16 protein-coding genes are annotated in these 15674 nt (G+C 73.7%); 6 read left to right on the top strand and 10 right to left on the bottom strand.

What is annotated here, in order from left to right; genetic code table 11:
* Positions 1-65: 65 nt before the first annotated feature.
* From AB0N17_RS28860 to AB0N17_RS28845, 4 genes are all read right to left on the bottom strand, one after another.
* Positions 66-797: a metallophosphoesterase gene (locus tag AB0N17_RS28860; protein ID WP_366014452.1), complete on the bottom strand. Its 732-nt coding sequence runs from the start codon at positions 795-797 to the stop codon at positions 66-68.
* Positions 794-1069, bottom strand: coding sequence for a BON domain-containing protein (locus AB0N17_RS28855; RefSeq protein ID WP_366014451.1), 276 nt, complete (start codon positions 1067-1069; stop codon positions 794-796). Before AB0N17_RS28855 ends, AB0N17_RS28860 begins: the two co-directional genes overlap by 4 nt.
* A complete protein-coding gene (locus AB0N17_RS28850; RefSeq protein WP_366014450.1) occupies positions 1066-1749 on the bottom strand; it encodes a hypothetical protein in 684 nt (227 codons plus the stop codon). Before AB0N17_RS28850 ends, AB0N17_RS28855 begins: the two co-directional genes overlap by 4 nt.
* Positions 1750-1876: 127 nt before the next feature.
* A complete protein-coding gene (locus AB0N17_RS28845) occupies positions 1877-3427 on the bottom strand; it encodes an APC family permease (protein ID WP_366014449.1) in 1551 nt (516 codons plus the stop codon).
* 250 nt (positions 3428-3677) lie between these two features.
* Between AB0N17_RS28845 and AB0N17_RS28840 the strand changes: the two genes are divergently transcribed.
* Entirely contained in the window at positions 3678-4835 is a 1158-nt protein-coding gene (locus AB0N17_RS28840; protein WP_366014448.1) for a PP2C family protein-serine/threonine phosphatase, read from the top strand.
* 112 nt (positions 4836-4947) lie between these two features.
* Positions 4948-6036 (top strand): glycerophosphodiester phosphodiesterase family protein, encoded by a 1089-nt coding sequence (locus tag AB0N17_RS28835; protein WP_366014447.1) that lies wholly within the window; start codon positions 4948-4950, stop codon positions 6034-6036.
* Between the two features lie 58 nt (positions 6037-6094).
* Here AB0N17_RS28835 and AB0N17_RS28830 read toward each other — a convergent pair whose 3' ends face one another.
* The 3 genes from AB0N17_RS28830 to AB0N17_RS28820 form a co-directional block, all read right to left on the bottom strand.
* On the bottom strand, positions 6095-6589 hold the full coding sequence (locus AB0N17_RS28830; RefSeq protein WP_366014446.1) for a hypothetical protein: 495 nt from the start codon (positions 6587-6589) through the stop codon (positions 6095-6097).
* Between the two features lie 237 nt (positions 6590-6826).
* Positions 6827-7642: an SAM-dependent methyltransferase gene (locus AB0N17_RS28825; RefSeq protein WP_366014445.1), complete on the bottom strand. Its 816-nt coding sequence runs from the start codon at positions 7640-7642 to the stop codon at positions 6827-6829.
* A gap of 114 nt (positions 7643-7756) precedes the next feature.
* On the bottom strand, positions 7757-8632 hold the full coding sequence (locus tag AB0N17_RS28820; protein ID WP_366014444.1) for a helix-turn-helix transcriptional regulator: 876 nt from the start codon (positions 8630-8632) through the stop codon (positions 7757-7759).
* 314 nt (positions 8633-8946) lie between these two features.
* On the opposite strand from AB0N17_RS28820, the gene AB0N17_RS28815 reads away from it, so the two are divergent.
* The 3 genes from AB0N17_RS28815 to AB0N17_RS28805 all read left to right on the top strand — a co-directional run bounded on the left by AB0N17_RS28815 (position 8947) and on the right by AB0N17_RS28805 (position 11701).
* On the top strand, positions 8947-9759 hold the full coding sequence (locus AB0N17_RS28815) for an ATP-binding protein (RefSeq protein WP_366014443.1): 813 nt from the start codon (positions 8947-8949) through the stop codon (positions 9757-9759).
* Between the two features lie 360 nt (positions 9760-10119).
* Positions 10120-10857 carry a GNAT family protein gene (locus AB0N17_RS28810; protein ID WP_366014442.1) on the top strand — a complete coding sequence of 246 codons (738 nt, stop codon included), beginning with the start codon at positions 10120-10122 and terminating at the stop codon, positions 10855-10857.
* A gap of 46 nt (positions 10858-10903) precedes the next feature.
* Positions 10904-11701: an SAM-dependent methyltransferase gene (locus AB0N17_RS28805; protein ID WP_366014440.1), complete on the top strand. Its 798-nt coding sequence runs from the start codon at positions 10904-10906 to the stop codon at positions 11699-11701.
* Between the two features lie 61 nt (positions 11702-11762).
* Here the strand turns inward: AB0N17_RS28805 and AB0N17_RS28800 are convergent, their stop codons facing one another.
* From AB0N17_RS28800 to AB0N17_RS28790, 3 genes are all read right to left on the bottom strand, one after another.
* A complete protein-coding gene (locus AB0N17_RS28800; protein WP_366014439.1) occupies positions 11763-12026 on the bottom strand; it encodes a hypothetical protein in 264 nt (87 codons plus the stop codon).
* Between the two features lie 34 nt (positions 12027-12060).
* Complete coding sequence (locus AB0N17_RS28795; protein WP_366014438.1) at positions 12061-14217, bottom strand: acetoacetate decarboxylase family protein; 2157 nt, start codon at positions 14215-14217, stop codon at positions 12061-12063.
* 246 nt (positions 14218-14463) lie between these two features.
* Positions 14464-14922, bottom strand: a complete 459-nt coding sequence (locus AB0N17_RS28790) for an NAD(P)H-dependent oxidoreductase (protein WP_366014437.1) — start codon at positions 14920-14922, stop codon at positions 14464-14466.
* Positions 14923-15029: 107 nt separating this feature from the next.
* Between AB0N17_RS28790 and AB0N17_RS28785 the strand changes: the two genes are divergently transcribed.
* The gene (locus AB0N17_RS28785; RefSeq protein ID WP_366014436.1) at positions 15030-15668 is read left to right on the top strand and encodes a class I SAM-dependent methyltransferase; all 639 of its coding nucleotides are present in this window, start codon (positions 15030-15032) and stop codon (positions 15666-15668) included.
* Positions 15669-15674: the final 6 nt, after the last annotated feature.

Genomic DNA, 15674 nt, shown 5'->3' with positions numbered 1-15674 from the left:
CTTCCGGGACACCGGCGGTTCGAACGGACGCGGCGCAGACCTGCCCGGCAAGCTCGGGCCGGCGCCTACGGCGTGTGGTCCGGCAGGTTGTACACGTGGAACGCCTGGCCGATGACCGGCTGGGCGACGTTGCGGACGCGGACCCCTCCGCTGGTCATGCCGTGCTCGGTGCCCGCGTGGGCGTGGCCGTGCACGGCGAGGTCGGCGCCGCCGGTGTCGATCGCCTCGGCGAGCAGGTAGCTGCCGAGGAACGGGTAGATCTCCGGCGGCTCCCCGGCCAGCGTGTCCGGCACCGGCGAGAAGTGGGTCAGCGCGATCCGCACGTCACAGTTCCACTCGTCCAGTTCCTTCAGCGCGTCATGGAGACCGTCGGCGCACCGGCGGGTGTAGCGGACGAACTCCTTCATCAGCGGTTCGCCGAACTCCCCGGCGCAGCGTCCGACGAAGCCGCCGCCGAAGCCCTTGGCCCCGGCCACGCCGATGGTGGAGCCGTCCGAGGTGACGACGGCGGCCTGCCCCTCCAGGACGTGCGCGCCCGCGTCCCGGAGGATCGCGGTGACCTCCTCGGGCCGCTCGTCGTGGTGGTCGTGGTTGCCCAGGACGGCGACGACCGGGACACCGAGGTCCTTGATCTCCCGGGCGACGATCGTGGCCTCCTCCGGTGTGCCGTGCCGGGTGAGGTCGCCGGCGAGCAGCAGGACGTCGGCGCAGTCGGGCAGCGTCTCGAAGGAGGGGCGCAGGGTGCCCTGGCTCTCGGGGCCCATGTGGATGTCCCCGACGGCCGCGACGCGGATCATGTCAGGTCCTCCCCGTGGTCGGGCGAGGAGGTCCCGGGGACCATCAGGTCGCAGTGGACCGGATGTCCCTCCAGGGCCTCGCGGGCCAGGTCGAGGATCTCGTCCCGGCACTGGGTGGACGGCACCGTGCCGGTGAGCAGGACGGAGTCGCCGCGCAGCTCCAGCCGTACGCCGAGTTCCCCGAGGGGGCCGGCGGCCAGCCGGTCGGCCAGGTGGGCGACGCGGTAGTCCAGGTTCTCCGTCGCGGGCGGCGGCAGGCTTGCGTCGGTCATGGCTGCCCTTCCTGGGGGTCGATCACGTTCAGCCGTTCGAGGAGGAAGAGGAAGGCGGCCGGCATGGGCTGGTCGCCGCAGCCGGCCCGCACCTCGTCCCAGTCGACCTTCTCGCGTACCGCGCGGGCCACCGGCAGGACCGCTCCGAAGTCGCAGTAGTGCTCCGAGAAGGCGCTGAGCAGGCTGCGGATCAGGTCGGTCGGGGCGAGCACGGGCATGAGCACCGAGTCGACCGGCAGCACGTGGGCCCGGTCGAGCAGGTCCTTGCCGACGGGCTGGTGCGCGAGCGCGAAGATGATGTCGACGTTCTGCCCGTGGCAGGTGGTCTTCAGCAGCCAGTCCTCGGGCGGGGTCCGCACGGGCAGACCGGCCTCGGTCAGCGTGGCGGCCACCGCCTCCGCGTCGTCGGGCAGGACGCAGAAGTCGGCGTCGTGCTGCAGGTAGCGGCTGCCGCCGTGGGCGTAGACGGCCACGCTTCCGGCGAGCGCGAAGGAGTGGCCGGCGCGTTTGAGGAGTGCGCCGATCTGCTTGGCCGCCTCCAGGATCGCCTGGCTGCGATCGTGCGGCAGATCCGGCTCCGGTACGGGCGCTCCCGGCCGGCCCTGTCCGTTCGTCGCGACGCGGAGCTCGGTGACGTCGGGCCGCCGGGCGGGCGCGGTGTCCTCCCCTTTGTGCGTCATGACCTCTCCATTCACGGCACCGTGCACCCCCGGACGACCGGAGCGGCCCCGGGGGAGGTACGGGTACCCGGCGCGCCCGCACCGACACGACGCGCCGCCCGGCGGATGGGCGTGCTGCGGCCTGGACTCAGTCCTCCACGACCAGCGCCGGGGTGCCCGCGGTGAGGGTCTCGCCGCGGAAGAACGCGGGGCTGCGGCGCCGCATCAGCAGCATGATCAGCACGCCGACGAGCAGCAGTCCGACCCCGATGACGAAGACGGAGCCGACGCCGAGGACGGCGGAGCCGCTGCCGTAGGCCGGGTTCCACATGTCGTAGAGGGTCTTGCCGAACACGGCGGTGAGCAGCAGGCCGCCGAGGACCGGGAAGAGGCCCTTGAATACGGCGTCGCGCGGGGAGCGGGTGAGGTCGCGGCGGAAGTACCAGGCGCAGGAGAACGCGGTGAGCGCGTAGTAGAAGCAGATCATCAGGCCGAGGGCGTAGATGGTGTCGACGAGGACGTGCTCGCTGAGCAGGGACATGACGGCGTAGAAGACGCCGGTGGCGACGCCCGCGGTGACGGTGGCCCGGCCCGGGGTACGGAAGCGCTCGTGGACGCGGGCGTAGGAGGCGGGCAGGGCCTCGTACGTGGACATGGCGAGGACCGTACGGGCGACCGGGATGAACGTGGTCTGCAGGCTGGCGGCGGCCGAGGCGAGGACGGCGACGAAGAGCAGGATGCCGAGGGCGTGGCCCATCACGGGGCCGGCGAGGGCGGCGAAGACGTTGTCGGAGGTGTCCGGGTCGGCGAGGCCCAGGCCGTGGGTGCCGGAGCCGACGGCCATCTGGGCGGCCACGGCGGTGGTGAGGTAGGAGCCGACGAGCACGACCATGGCGATGAGCGCGGCCCGGCCGGGTGTCTTCTCGCTGCCGACGGTCTCCTCGTTGGCCGTCAGACAGGTGTCCCAGCCCCAGTACATGAAGATCGACAGGGAGAGTCCGGCGCTGAAGGAGGCGAAGGACCTCACCGCGAAGGGGTTCAGCCAGGACCAGGAGAAGTCGGCGTGGCCGGGGAAGGCGCCGGTGCGGGCCTTGTGCAGGGCCAGGGCGACGAAGAGGGCGAGCACCACGAGCTGGAGTCCCACCAGCGCGTACTGCACGCCCTTCGTCGTCGTCATGCCGCGGTAGCTGATCGCGGTGGCGGCCGCGATCAGCGCCAGACAGGTCAGGATGTGGACCGCCTTGTCGCCGTCGAGGTCCCGGATCGCGCCGCTGCCGGTGATCTCGCCGGCCAGCAGCCAGAAGTAGGACGTGGCGACGCCGGCGAGGTTGGACAGCACGATCACGGTGGCGATGACCAGGCCCCAGCCGCACATCCAGCCGACGTGCGGGCCGAACGCCTTGACGGTCCAGGTGAAGGACGTCCCGCAGTCGGGGACGGCCTTGTTCAGCTCCCGGTAGGCGAAGGCGACCAGCAGCATCGGCAGGAACCCGGCGAGGAACACCGCCGGCATGTGGAGGCCGACCTCACCCGCGGTGGAGCCGAGCGTGGAGGTCAGGCAGTAGACGGGGGCCACCGTGGAGACGCCGATGACCGCGCTGCCGAGGAGCCCGATGGAATTGCCGCCGAGGCCCTTGCCCCGTACTCCGTCACCGGATGCCGTGTCGTCGGCCCGCGGCCGCATCGCCGTCTGTGTCATGACACAGGACGTTAAATGCTGCGATATCGGTTGAACGTTGCACACAGCACCTATAGAGCTGCCTTCGTTTCTTAGGCCCTGAGGACGTCATACCTAGCAATGAAGGCGCGACGAAGCTATCCGATCATTTGAATGAAGGCAAAATGATCAGCATCCGATATTCGAGAACCGAAGGCACGTCCGGAATGCCCGATTCCCTTTCTTCCCGTGTGACGTGCGTCGCGCCCGCCCCGGGAGCACGCTGGTAGGCATGAGTCCCCTGCTCAGGGCCACGGGCGCGCGACAGCCCTGGCAGTCCGCGCACGCGCTGCTGCTGCTCCCGGTCATGCTCATCGTGGTGATCACGGTGGTGGACATGCAGGCGCCGTACAACGTCCATCTCGGGCCGGCCCTGGTGATCGCGCCCGCGCTCACGCCGTCCTTCGCGGGACCCCGGACCACGGCGTTCGTCGGGGCGCTCGCCATCGCCGCGCAGGTCCTCATCGGCGTCACCCACGGCGGGCTGGGCACCCTGAACCACATCGTGCAGATCATCACCCTCGCGGTGCTGTCGGTGCTCGTCGTCCTCTACAGCGCGCTGCGCGAGCGCCGGCAGGCGCAGCTGGCCCAGGTCCGCTCGGTCGCCGAGGCGGCGCAGCACGTGCTGATGTGGCCGCTGCCCGAGTTCATCGGTCCGCTGCGCATCGCCTCGCTCTACCTGGCCGCCGAGGACGAGGCACAGATCGGCGGCGACCTGTACGCGGCGACCCGGTGCGAGAACGGCGTCCGCGTGCTCATCGGCGACGTGCGCGGCAAGGGCCTGTCCGCCATCGGCGAGGCGGCCCTGCTGCTCGGGGGCTTCCGGGAGAGCGCGCACCGGCGCATCCCGCTGCCGGACCTGGCCGTCACGCTGGAGCAGAGCGTCACCCGGTACGCGGCCGAACTGGAACCTCCGGAGGAGGCGGGCGAGCGGTTCGCCACGGCCCTGCTGATGGAGATCCCGGACCGCGAGTCGGTGACCCGGATGACCAGCTGCGGGCATCCACCGCCGCTGCTGCTCAGCCCCGGCCACGCCGTGTCGGTCCCGAGCCTGCATCCGTCACCCCCGCTCGGGGTGCACGCGGACTCCGAGCACACGCTGGACGTCGTCTCGTTCGAGCCCGGTGACACGCTGCTGCTGTACACCGACGGGGTGGTGGAGGCCCGGGACGCCCGCGGCCGGTTCTATCCGCTCGCCGAGCGGGTGGCGCGCTGGACCGACGAGAGCCCCGAGGCGCTGATGCACCATGTGCGGCGCGATCTGCTCGCCCACGTCGGCGGCCGGCTCGACGACGACGCCGCGCTGATCGCGGTGCACCGCACGGCCGTCGACCGCCACCGTCACCACCACGGCCGCGACGCCCTGCGGCAGGGTTCCGGCCGGTCCTGACCGCGCGCCGCACCCGAGTTCACCTTCCCTTGCGCCTGAGTTCGGCCCGGCAGGTGGCCGGCCCGGCGGGACCGTTGCGAGAATCTGCGCGGCCCCGACCGGAAGGTTCCCGATGTCCTTGCGATCCTTACGACACCTGCTCGCCGGCCTGGTCCTGGTGCCGGCGCTCGCGTTCCCGGCCGCGGCGCGGGCGGCCACGGACCACCCGCCGGGCCCCGCGCAGCACCACCGGGCCCGCTTCGACCTCCAGGCGCACCGCGGCGGTCTCGGCATGACCACCGAGGAGTCGCCGGCGGGCTTCGGCAAGGCCATGCGGCTCGGGGTGTCCACACTGGAGCTGGACACACAGATCACCAAGGACCTGAAGGTCGTCGTCAACCACGACCGGCAGATCAGCGGCGTCAAGTGCCAAGACACCGCACCGGCCACCCCGGGCGACCCGATGTACCCGTACGTCGGCAAGTACATCAAGGACCTGACGCTGGCCCAGATCAAGACGTTGGACTGCGGGTACCGGCAACTGCCCGGCTTCCCCGAGCAGGAGGTCGTCAAGGGCTTCCGCATGGCGCAGCTGAAGGACGTCCTGAACCTGGTGAAGAGCTACCACGCCTGGGGTGTGAACCTGAACATCGAGACCAAGGTGGAGGCGGGCTCGCCCGAACAGACCGCGCCCCGCGAGGTGTTCGTGCGCCGGGTGTACGAGGAGATCCACCGCTCCGGCATCGAACGGCAGGTCACCATCGAGTCCTTCGACTGGGGCGCGCTGAAGGTGATGCACCGTCTCGCGCCCGCGTGGCCGCTGGTGGCGCTGACGAACTACGACTTCCTGGAGGTCGGCCGGCCCGGCGCGTCACCGTGGCTGGGCGGGATCGACGCGGACGACTACGGCGGGGACTTCGTCAGGGCCGCCGCGACCCTGCCCGGCGTCACGACCCTCTCCCCCAACTACGGCTTCCCGCAGACCGGGAAGGTCGGCGACCCCGGATTCCGCTTCTACTCCGACGCGGCGATGGTCGCCGAGGCGCACGCGCGCGGACTGAGGGTGGTGCCCTGGACGTGTGACGACCCGGCGACCGTGGAGGCACTCATGGACCTGGGCGTCGACGGCGTCATCACGGACTATCCGAATCACGTGCGGCGGCTCATGGCCGACCGGGGGCTGCCGCTGCCCCGGCCGTACGTGCCGCGCGGTCTGGGCTGACCGGCGCGGCGGACGCGGGCCCCGCCCCGAGTGGGGCGGGGCGGGGCCGCACGCCCCGTCAGCGCACCGGCTTGAGGTCGGTGATCTTCAGGGTCTTCAGGTCGGACTGGACGTCGATCCGGCTGACCTCAGGGTGCTTGCCGCCGCTCCAGGTGAGGGTGACCCTGCTGGTGGCGTGGCCCGCGCCGGAGCCGGTGTAGGCCACGCTCCACTTCACCGGCACGTTCTGCGCGAAGAGGATGCCGTCGGCGTGCTCCTTCTTCTCGAAGGCGGCGACCTTCTTCTGGGCCGCGGCGGAGAGGTAGAAGGCACGAAGCGCCTTGGCCGCGTCACCCGCGGACTTGTCGTCGGTGGCCCAGACGGCGTCGACGTAGGCGCCGTAGAAGTCGGCCACGTGCTGGGTGACGTTGCGCGGGTCGCCCTGGGCGACGGCGGCGGTGCGCGGGGTGTGGCTCGCGGCGGTGCCGGCGAGGGCGGGCGTCACGGCGGCCAGGGTGAGGCCGCCGGTGAGGGCCAGCGCGGTGATCAGGGTCTTGCGGGTGCGGACGGACATAGTTCTGATTCCCCCGGATTGTTCGCGACCGGGCTCATCCCGGCCTTCGGCGGACCTTAAGACCGCGTTTCCGCGAGCCCGGTTCCGCTCCCCGGCGGTGAATCTGCGGCACGCGGCACCTCCGCAATGGTTGCGTCGGATTCCGGACCCGCAGCGCGCTCATCCGGCCAATTCACCGGTTCCGTCGCTCCGGGGCCGGGGTCCCGGACACGCGCCGGACCCCGGTCCGCGGGGCGGTCAGGGCTTGCGGGCGACCGCACCGTACATCGCGATGTCCTCGTCGCGAATGCCCTTCTCGCCGGTGCCGTCGGGGTGCCACTTGTGCACCTGGACGATGCCCGGCCCGACCAGTTCGAGGCCCTCGAAGAACTCGTGGGCCTCGCCCAGGGTGCGCAGCCGCATCGGCATGTCGCGGGCCGCGTACTCGCGGGCCACACGGCCCACTTCCTCGGGCGCGAACTCGGCGGTGCCGATGGACATGGCCAGGTGGCTGCCCGAGGGCAGCGGCTCCAGCAGCCGGCGTACGACGCCGACCGCGTCGTCCTCGTCGAGCATGAAGTGGACGATGGCGATCACCGTGAGCGCGACCGGTCTGCCCAGATCCAGCGTCTCGCGCAGCTCTGGGGCGTGCAGGATGGCCGCCGGGTCGCGGAAGTCGGCCTCGATGTAGGAGGTGCGGCCCTCGGGCGCGCTGGCGAGCAGGCCCTGGGAGAGGGTGAGCACGATCGGGTCGTTGTCGACGTACACCACCCGGGACCCGGGGGCCACGGCCTGGGCGATCTCGTGCAGGTTGGGCGAGGTCGGGATGCCGGTGCCGATGTCGAGGAACTGGCGCATGCCCGCCTCCTCGGCGAGCCAGCGCACCGCCCGGTTCATCCAGTCGCGGTTGGCGCGCATGTGCACCGGGAGCGCGGGCCACTCCCGGGACATGGCGTCGCCCGCCTCCTTGTCCGCGGGGTAGTAGTCCTTGCCGCCGAGTATGTAGTCGTAGATACGGGCCGAGTGGGCGTTCTCCGTGTCGATCCGGTCGGCCGGCCATCCGTTGTCGGGCAACGCCGTGTCTCCCCTTCAGGTCGCATTCGGGTCCGACTTCGGGTCGGATTTCGGGTCGGGTTCAGGGTCGGGTGCGGTCGGGGCCCGGCGCGAGCGGGGCGCGGCGGGCGCACCTCACAGTTCCTTGCGGATCGCGCCGAGCAGGGTCTCGGTCTTCCGGGCGGCCGCGGCCTGTGCGCCCAGCCGGTCCAGGGCCTCGCGGTACACCACGACGTCGTCGCCCTTGTCCAGGTACACGGCGCCGACCAGGCCGCTGAGGTACACGATGTCGGGCAGTTCGGGGGCCCGGAACCGGAAGAGGTGGAACGCCCCCGCCCGCATCGCCGGGTGCGGGCCGTTGGCGAACGGCATGATCTGCACGGTGATGTGGGGCAGCCGGCCGAGTTCCACGAGGCGGTCGATCTGCGCGCGCATCACCCCGGGGCCGCCCACCGGCCGGCGCAGCACCGTCTCGTCCATCACCACCCACAGCCGCGGCGGCCTCTCCCGGCCCAGCAGTTCCTGCCGGCGCACGCGCAGGGCGACCCGGCGTTCGGTGGCGCCGGCGCGGGCGTGCGGATCGGTGGCGTCCAGCAGGGCGCGCGCGTAGTCCTCGGTCTGCAGCAGGCCGTGCACGAACTGGCTCTCGTACGCGCGGATCTGCGACGCCGCCTGTTCCAGGCTGAGATAGGCGGCGAACCAGTCGGGCATCACATCGCGGTAGGTGTGCCACCAGCCGCGCTTGTTGGCCTCGCGCACCGACTGCACGAAGGTGTCGATCTCCTCCCGGTCGGTGACGCCGTAGACCTGGAGCAGTTTCTCGGCGTCCGCGAGCCGCAGCCGGGCGACCTTGGCGGCCTCCATGCGGCGGATCGTGGAGTGGCTGACCCCGATGGCCGCGCCCGCCTCGGCGTAGCTGAGACCGGCCCTGCCGCGCAGTTCCTCCAGCTGCCGGCCGAGGATCATCCGCAGCACGGAGGGGGCGCCGCCCCAGTCGGTCTCCGCGGTCATGCCCCACCCCCTCGCCAGGTCTCAGGGACACCGTCGCACACGATCGCTTCGCCCGGCCCATTCGATCACGTTCGACCGGAAGCCGCATGCACGCGGTCACTTGCAAATTTCAACTTGCTGGTTGCGGGTGGTTGTCGGCTGATGCCACAGTGGACTCACTGCTCCGGCCGACCCAAGGAGCAGGCGGCGCGGCCGGGTTGGGGAGATCGGGCCGCATCACGGCCCCCGGGGGAGGCGTGTCGTCTGCTGCGCGAGCGGCCGGCCGACCCGACGGCGACACCCCCCACCCGAGGCCGGACGAAAGGCGTACGGCGATGGCTCCGCCCTCCCTCCCCCGACCGCTCCCCCGCCCGCCCGAGGACCGCAGACCGGATCGCCCGCCGCCGGAACACGGCGGGGTGCGCCTGCCCGCGGTGGCGCGCCCGCACCGGGTCCCGGACGAGGGCGAACCCTCCCGCCGGGCCGCGCAGGACAGCCGGTTCGAACGTCCGGCCGCGGACGGCGGTGGCCGTACCTCCACGGCCGCGACCGGCACCGACCGCCCGCGCCCCGCCCCGCACCCCGTCCCGCAACTCGCCCCGCGCGCCGTCCCGGACGCCGTCGCGCAGGCCGGGCAGCCGCACCGGCCGGCCGATCGGGCGGGCGCCTTCGGACCACCCTCGGGCGAGCGACTCGGCCGGCTCCCGGGGCCCGGCGGCGCCGACCGGATCGCCTCCGGGGTCCCGCTCCCCGGCTCCGCCGCCGCCTTCGACCTGCCGGCCCTGCCGGCGGCCGTGGGCACGGCCCGCCGGATCGTGGCCGACCTGCTGACCGCCTGGGGCGTGCCGGAGTACTGCCGGGACGATGTGGTCCTGGTCGCCTCCGAGTTGGTCACGAACGCCCTCGTGCACGCGGCCGGTGAGCGCGTCGTGTGCCGGCTGCACGACCTGACGGACCGCATACGCATCGAGGTCGAGGACCAGGACGGGGGCCGCGGGCTCCCGGCGGTCCGCCGCCCCGGGCCCGAGGACCCGCACGGGCGCGGGCTGTTCCTGGTCGACGCGCTGAGCCTCGACTGGGGCGTGACACCCGTACCGGGCCGGCCCGCCCATGTCGTCCGGGCGGAACTGCCCTCCGGCCGCCCCTGACCGGTCGCCCCCCACCGACCACCACCCCGGACCGTCCCCCACTCGTCCGAAGGACCCCCATGCACCACAGGCTTCGCGCCCACCTCACCGCCCCGGCGCCCGCCCCGGCCGCCGACCCGTCCTGGACCCGCACCCGTCCCAAGCCCGGGCCGCAGGAACAGGCGGGCTGACACGCTGTCGGCCGGGGGCCGCCGGCGGCCCGGCCCCGATCCGCGGCGGCCCGGTAAGCCGGTACGACAACCGGCCCCGCTCCCCGGTAGATTCACCGCCGATGCGGGGCGTCCGCATCCGTCGGCGGCAGGCCACCCGTCCCTTACGGGCCCGGTGTCCGCCGCGCGGGCCGTTCCGCCGGGGGGTTTCATGGTCTGGTCGCTCATCCGCCGCGGCCGCACCGGGTCCGAACGCCCCACGCCCGGGCTCCCGGTGCCCGGGCGGTGCGAGCCGGGCCGGCATGTCCTGGCCACCGAGCGGCTGCTGCTGTTCACGCCGCGGACCCGCCTCGACGTGGCCGCGGCGCTCGCCGCGTGCGCCGACGCGGAGGCGCAGCGGTGGCTCGGTACCCGCGCGGACCAGGTCCTGCCCGACCCGGGCGTCCGGCGCGCCCTGCTGGAGTGGCCGCCGGCCGGTGGTGACGGCCGCCGGACGCCACCGCCGGAGCTGGCCGAGCCGTATGTGCCCGAGCCCGACGGGCCGATGCTCCTGGTCTGTGTGCGCCGGCGGGATCTGCGCTACGCCGGAGCCCTCGAGCTGGATCCCCGGTCGGGCGAGACGGGCGGCTGGCTGGCGCCGGACTGCCGCGGCCGGGGGCTGGGCACGGAGCTGTTCGGCGCGGGTGCGGTGCTCGGGCACACGCACGCCGGGCTGATGACGGTCCGGGCCGGCGCCGAGCCGGAGAACACCGCGAGCCGGACGGCCCTGGCCCGCGCCGGTTTCGCCCCGGACCGGGGACCGCGCCGGCACACCCTGCCCGACGGCCGCGTGATCGACGCCGTCTGGCACCGGCACGACACCGCGACGGCCTCCCGCTGCCGCGGAGCAGACACACCGGAACCGGCGCCGACGCCGGAACCGGACCGCGAGGAACGACGGACCGACTGACAGTCCCGCAGCGCCACCCCCCGACGACCATCCACGGAGAGCCGACGTGACAGACACCGGATTCAGCCCGGAACGCATCGACACCGGCAAGCCGCACTCCGCCCGTATGTACGACTGGTATCTGGACGGCAAGGACCACTACCCGGTCGACGCCGACGCCGCGAGCCGGGTGCTGACCCTCTTCCCCGGCGCCAAGGACACGGCGTGGGCCAACCGCGAGTTCATGCACCGCGCCGCCCGCTTCGTCGCCGGCCAGGGCGTCGCCCAGTTCCTGGACGTGGGCACCGGGATCCCCACCGAGCCGAACCTGCACCAGGTCGTGCAGGCCGTCACCCCGAGCGCCCGGGTGGTGTACGCGGACAACGACCCGATCGTGCTGCGCCACGCCGAGGCGCTGCTGCAGGGCAGGCCCGAGGGCCGCACCGCCTATGTGCACGCCGACGTCCGGGAACCGGAGCGGATCGTGGAGTACGCCCGCGAGCACCTGGACCTCACCCGGCCCGTCGGCCTGTCGCTGATCGCGCTGCTGCCGTTCGTCACCGACGAGCAGGACCCGTACGGCATCGTCCGGACCCTGCTGGACCCGCTGCCCTCCGGCAGCCATCTGGTGCTCTCCCACGTCAGCGCCGAGTTCGACCCGGAGGTGTGGGAGCGGATCGCCGCCGTCTACCGCTCCGGGGGCACCGCGGTCCGGGCGCGCTCGCACGCCGAGGTGGTCCGGTTCTTCGACGGCCTGGAGCTGTGCGCGCCGGGCGTCGTCCCGGCCACGGACTGGCGGGCCGAGCCGGGGATGCGGGTCGCGCACGAGCAGCCGGTGTACGTGGGGGTGGCCCGCAAGCCCTGACCCGGGCGGCGGATGGGCGGCGCGGGGTGCGCCGAGGCGGGCTGCGGCGGACGGGGCGGTGTCAGTCTCCGGCGCGGGCGTGGGCGAGCAGTGTCTCGGCGGCGGAACGCAGGTGCCGTGCCGCCCTGGTGCAGGCGGTGGCCTGCCGCTCCAGGGCGGGGCGGCTCCCGTCGGGGGCCGCGGGGCAGCCGCCCAGGGTGGCCGCGGTGGCGAGGAGCCGCCGGGCGTATCCGTCCATCAGGTCGGCGTCGGCCCGCAACGACTCGACGTGCGTGAGGAGTTCACCGGCCGGGGGGACGGTGGCGCGGGGGGACTCGGTGACCATGGCGGCTCCCAAGGGGCTGGGTTCGTGCGGGACTTCAGCGCGGCAGGAGGGCGCCCGCGCTGCGGTGGACCATGAGCGAGGGGCAGGTCAGCACGAACAGCGGGCGGGCCGCCTGGACTCCGAGCCGGCGCAGGGCACCGGCCAGGGGTTCGGCCGCCGCGGTGTGCAGCCGCAGCCGGACCCCGGTGCCCGGGTGCAGGCGCGGTCTGCCGTGGGTGCGGACCAGGGTGCGTACGGTGCTCTCGCCCCGGCGGCCGTAGAGGACCCAGTCCGCCTCGGGGCCGCGGACGCCCGGTCCGAGACGGGCCTCGACGGTGAGCCCGAGGTCCGGTGAGCGCACGGCGATCCTCCGGCCCGTCAGATCGGAGTCGGCGGTCATCCGCATCGCGGGCTGGCCCCAGATCTCCTGGGCCACCACCCGCGCCTCGTCGCTGGTGACGGCGAGCGAGACGACGTACCGGCCGGTGCGGCGCAGGTCGGTGCGGCGCAGCAGGTCGGCGGCGACGTCGTGGCGGTGGGGCCGCCACAGGTCGTGCACGGCGACGGACAGGGCGACCTCGGTGTACGGGCCGATGGTGGAGCAGCGGTGCTCGTAGAGCGACAGCACCGCGAGGGCCCGCCGGCCCAGCCGGCTCGGGGTCATCCAGGGGACGTCGGGCAGCAGTCCGCGGGCCGCGACCGCGTCCACGGCGTAGCACAGGTGGGCGGCGGAGGAGTCGTAGTAGCGCACCGGCACGTCGACCGGGCCGGCCGCGGTGGGCACGGAGCTGGTGGGCACGGTGAGGAAGGGGTGCCCCTCGGGCGGGTGGACACGGTTCCTGAGCCGGTAGGCCTGCGTGCGCACGATGGGACCCCGGTACGGCGTGAGCGCCTCGTCGACGACCTCGCGGGCCTCGGGGACGACCGTGCGCAGATGCTCGATGTACGAGCGGAGCAGGTGGACGTGCGGGAACTCGCGGGTGGGGCCCGGGTAGACGACCTCGTACCGGTGCGGGTGCGGGGCGAACGGGCCGCCGGTGCCGTGGCCGTCGGGGACGGCCAGGATGTCGTGCTGGTTGCTGACGCCGGCGAGCCAGGTGCGCGGGTCGGCGGGCTTGTCGTCGCCGAGCGGGGAGCCGACGGCGACGACGTGCGTGACCCGGTAGGCGCGGCAGAACTCCGGGTCCCGCGCGAGGTCCAGCAGCGCGGTCCCGCCCTCGCCGTGCCCGATGAGCGCGAGGTCGGCGCCCTGCGGGATGCCGTAGTCCCGCAGGGCCGGCAGCAGGGAGCGGGTGTACGGCGAGCCGGTGGGGGCCGGGCCACGCCGGGTGCCGGCGACGTCCTGCGGGGAGTCGTCGCGGGGACGGCCGGGCGCCCTGCCGGGGGCCTGGACGACATAGCGGACGACGCCGTCGGGGCCGCGCACGTTCTGCACGAGGATCCGTCCGTCGGCGGAGACGACCTCGATGTTGCGCAGATAGCCGAGGAGGGACCCTTCCGTCGCGACGACCTGTCTCTCCTGCTCGGTGAGGTCGACGGCCTCGGCGGCGCCCTCGCCCGCGCGACGGGACGCGTCGGTGACGGGCGGGGGCCCGGCGGACGGCCCGGGACCGGCCGCCGGAGAGGCGCCGGTCCGGCCGTTCCCCGCCTCCTCACCCAACAGGGCGCGCAGTTCGTGGAGTTCGGGCATCAGGGGGGCGAGACCGGCCAGGGCGCGCCGGGCCCCCTGGTCGCGGAAGAGGGCGCGCAGGGCGCGTACGGCGTCCGGGTCGCGGTGGGCGGCGACGGCCGCCGTCAGCCGGCGCATGCCCGGATCGCGGGCCAGCTCGGGGTGGTCGACGAGGACGGCGGCGATCCTGAGGCGCAGGGCGGTGACGGCGGTCAGCGCGGCCAGGCTCTCCCGGCCCAGTGCCTCCCCGGCCGCGCCGAGCAGGTGCCCCATGCCCAGGGGCACCGTGCGCGCCGGGCCACTCAGGCCCTGTCCGTGCGTCAGGGCCCGCAGCAGTGCCCACCGGGCGGCGAGCGCGGTCCGGGGGCGGTGGCGCGCGAAGACGCCGAGGGCCGGTGCGGACAGGAGGGCGCCGGTGCGCGCGGACACCGCGCGGATGCCCTCGGCGACGTCCAGCACGTCCCATGCGGACCGGCGCAGCAGTTCCCTCGTGTCCTGGCCCTCCGGCGTCGGCTGTCCGGGTGCGGTGCCGTCCGTGCGCATCCGGCGCTCCCTCGGCTCGACGACGTACGACATACGACGGGGTACGGCGCCCCGGCGGGACGCGACCCCGTCCCATCGTCGGCCAGCGCCACCGCGCCCGCACCTTCGTCCCACCGGTGATCCGGGGAGCGGGCGGGCCCGGGTGCCGTGGCGCCCGGCGGGCCCGGGCCAGCGGGCGCATATGCCTTCCGCATGGGGCCGTTCGGCCAGTGGAGTGATGCGCGCCGGCGACTCCCGGCGCGCTGTTCAGCCGTCCGCCGAGAGCCCCGCCGCCACCGTGGCCCCCAGTTCCCAGCATGCCTCGGTGTCGGCCTTGCCGGGCTCGCCGGTGACGGTCACCGCCGCGGCGGCACGGCGCCAGCCGAGGCCGGTGGTGACGGCCTCGATGGCGCGGACGGCGCCGGTGACGTCGTTGCCGCCGTGGACGTAGTAGCCGAAGGGGCGGCCCCGGGTCTGGTCCAGGCAGGGGTAGTAGATCTGGTCGAAGAAATGCTTCAGCGCGCCGGACATGTAGCCGAGGTTGGCCGGGGTGCCGAGCAGATAGCCGTCGGCTTCCAGGACGTCGGAGGCGGTGGCGGACAGGGCCGCCCGCCTCACCACCCGGACGCCCTCGATCTCCGGGGCCGTCGCACCGGAGACCACGGCTTCGAACAGGCTCTGGCAGTTGGGTGACGGGGTGTGGTGGACGATCAGCAAGGTAGGCACGCCCGCACCCTGCCCTGTGCGGGCCGCTGCCCGCAAACAGCGCGTCCCGGGGCGTCGCGGCCGTCGGGGCGGGGTAGGACGCCGCACGGAGGACGAGAGGAGCTGTCGTGGCCGAGGCTGATCACCGGGCGCCCGCCGCCGCGTTCGACGCGCTGGGGCTGGACTACGAGAAGGCGTTCGCGGCGTCGGAGCCGCACCACGCCTCACTCGCACGGCTGCTGGAGGGACTGGCGCCGGGCAGCCGGGTGCTGGACGTGGGCAGCGGGACGGGACGGCCGACGGCGCAGACGCTCGCCGGGGCGGGTCACCAGGTGCTGGGCGTCGACGTCTCCCCGGTGATGGTCGAGCTGGCCTCCCGGCAGGTGCCCGAGGCCCGCTTCCTGCTCGCCGACATCCGCGAACTGCCATTGGAGGAGGGCTCCTTCGACGGGGCGTGCGCCTACTTCTCGCTGCTGCAGATGACCCGTGCCGAGCAGGCCGGCGTCGTGGCGAAGCTGGCGCGGGCGGTGCGGCCCGGCGGGTTCGTCGTGCTGGCCACCGTGCCGTTGGACGTGGAGGACGTCGAGGCGGTCTTCATGGGACAGCAGGTGCGCGTGACGAGTTTCGCCGCCGAGGCGTTCACCGCGCTGGCGTCCGGGGCGGGCCTGACGGTGCTGGACGAGCGGCGGACCGTGTTCACACCGGCCCACCCCGACGCCGTACCCGAGCCGCACCTCTTCCTGCACTGCCGGCGCGACGCGGGCTGATCCCGG

It is taken from the genome of Streptomyces sp. NPDC051133 (assembly GCF_040682635.1).
GTDB lineage: Bacteria > Actinomycetota > Actinomycetes > Streptomycetales > Streptomycetaceae > Streptomyces.
This window is presented reverse-complemented; position numbering and strand designations above follow the sequence as displayed.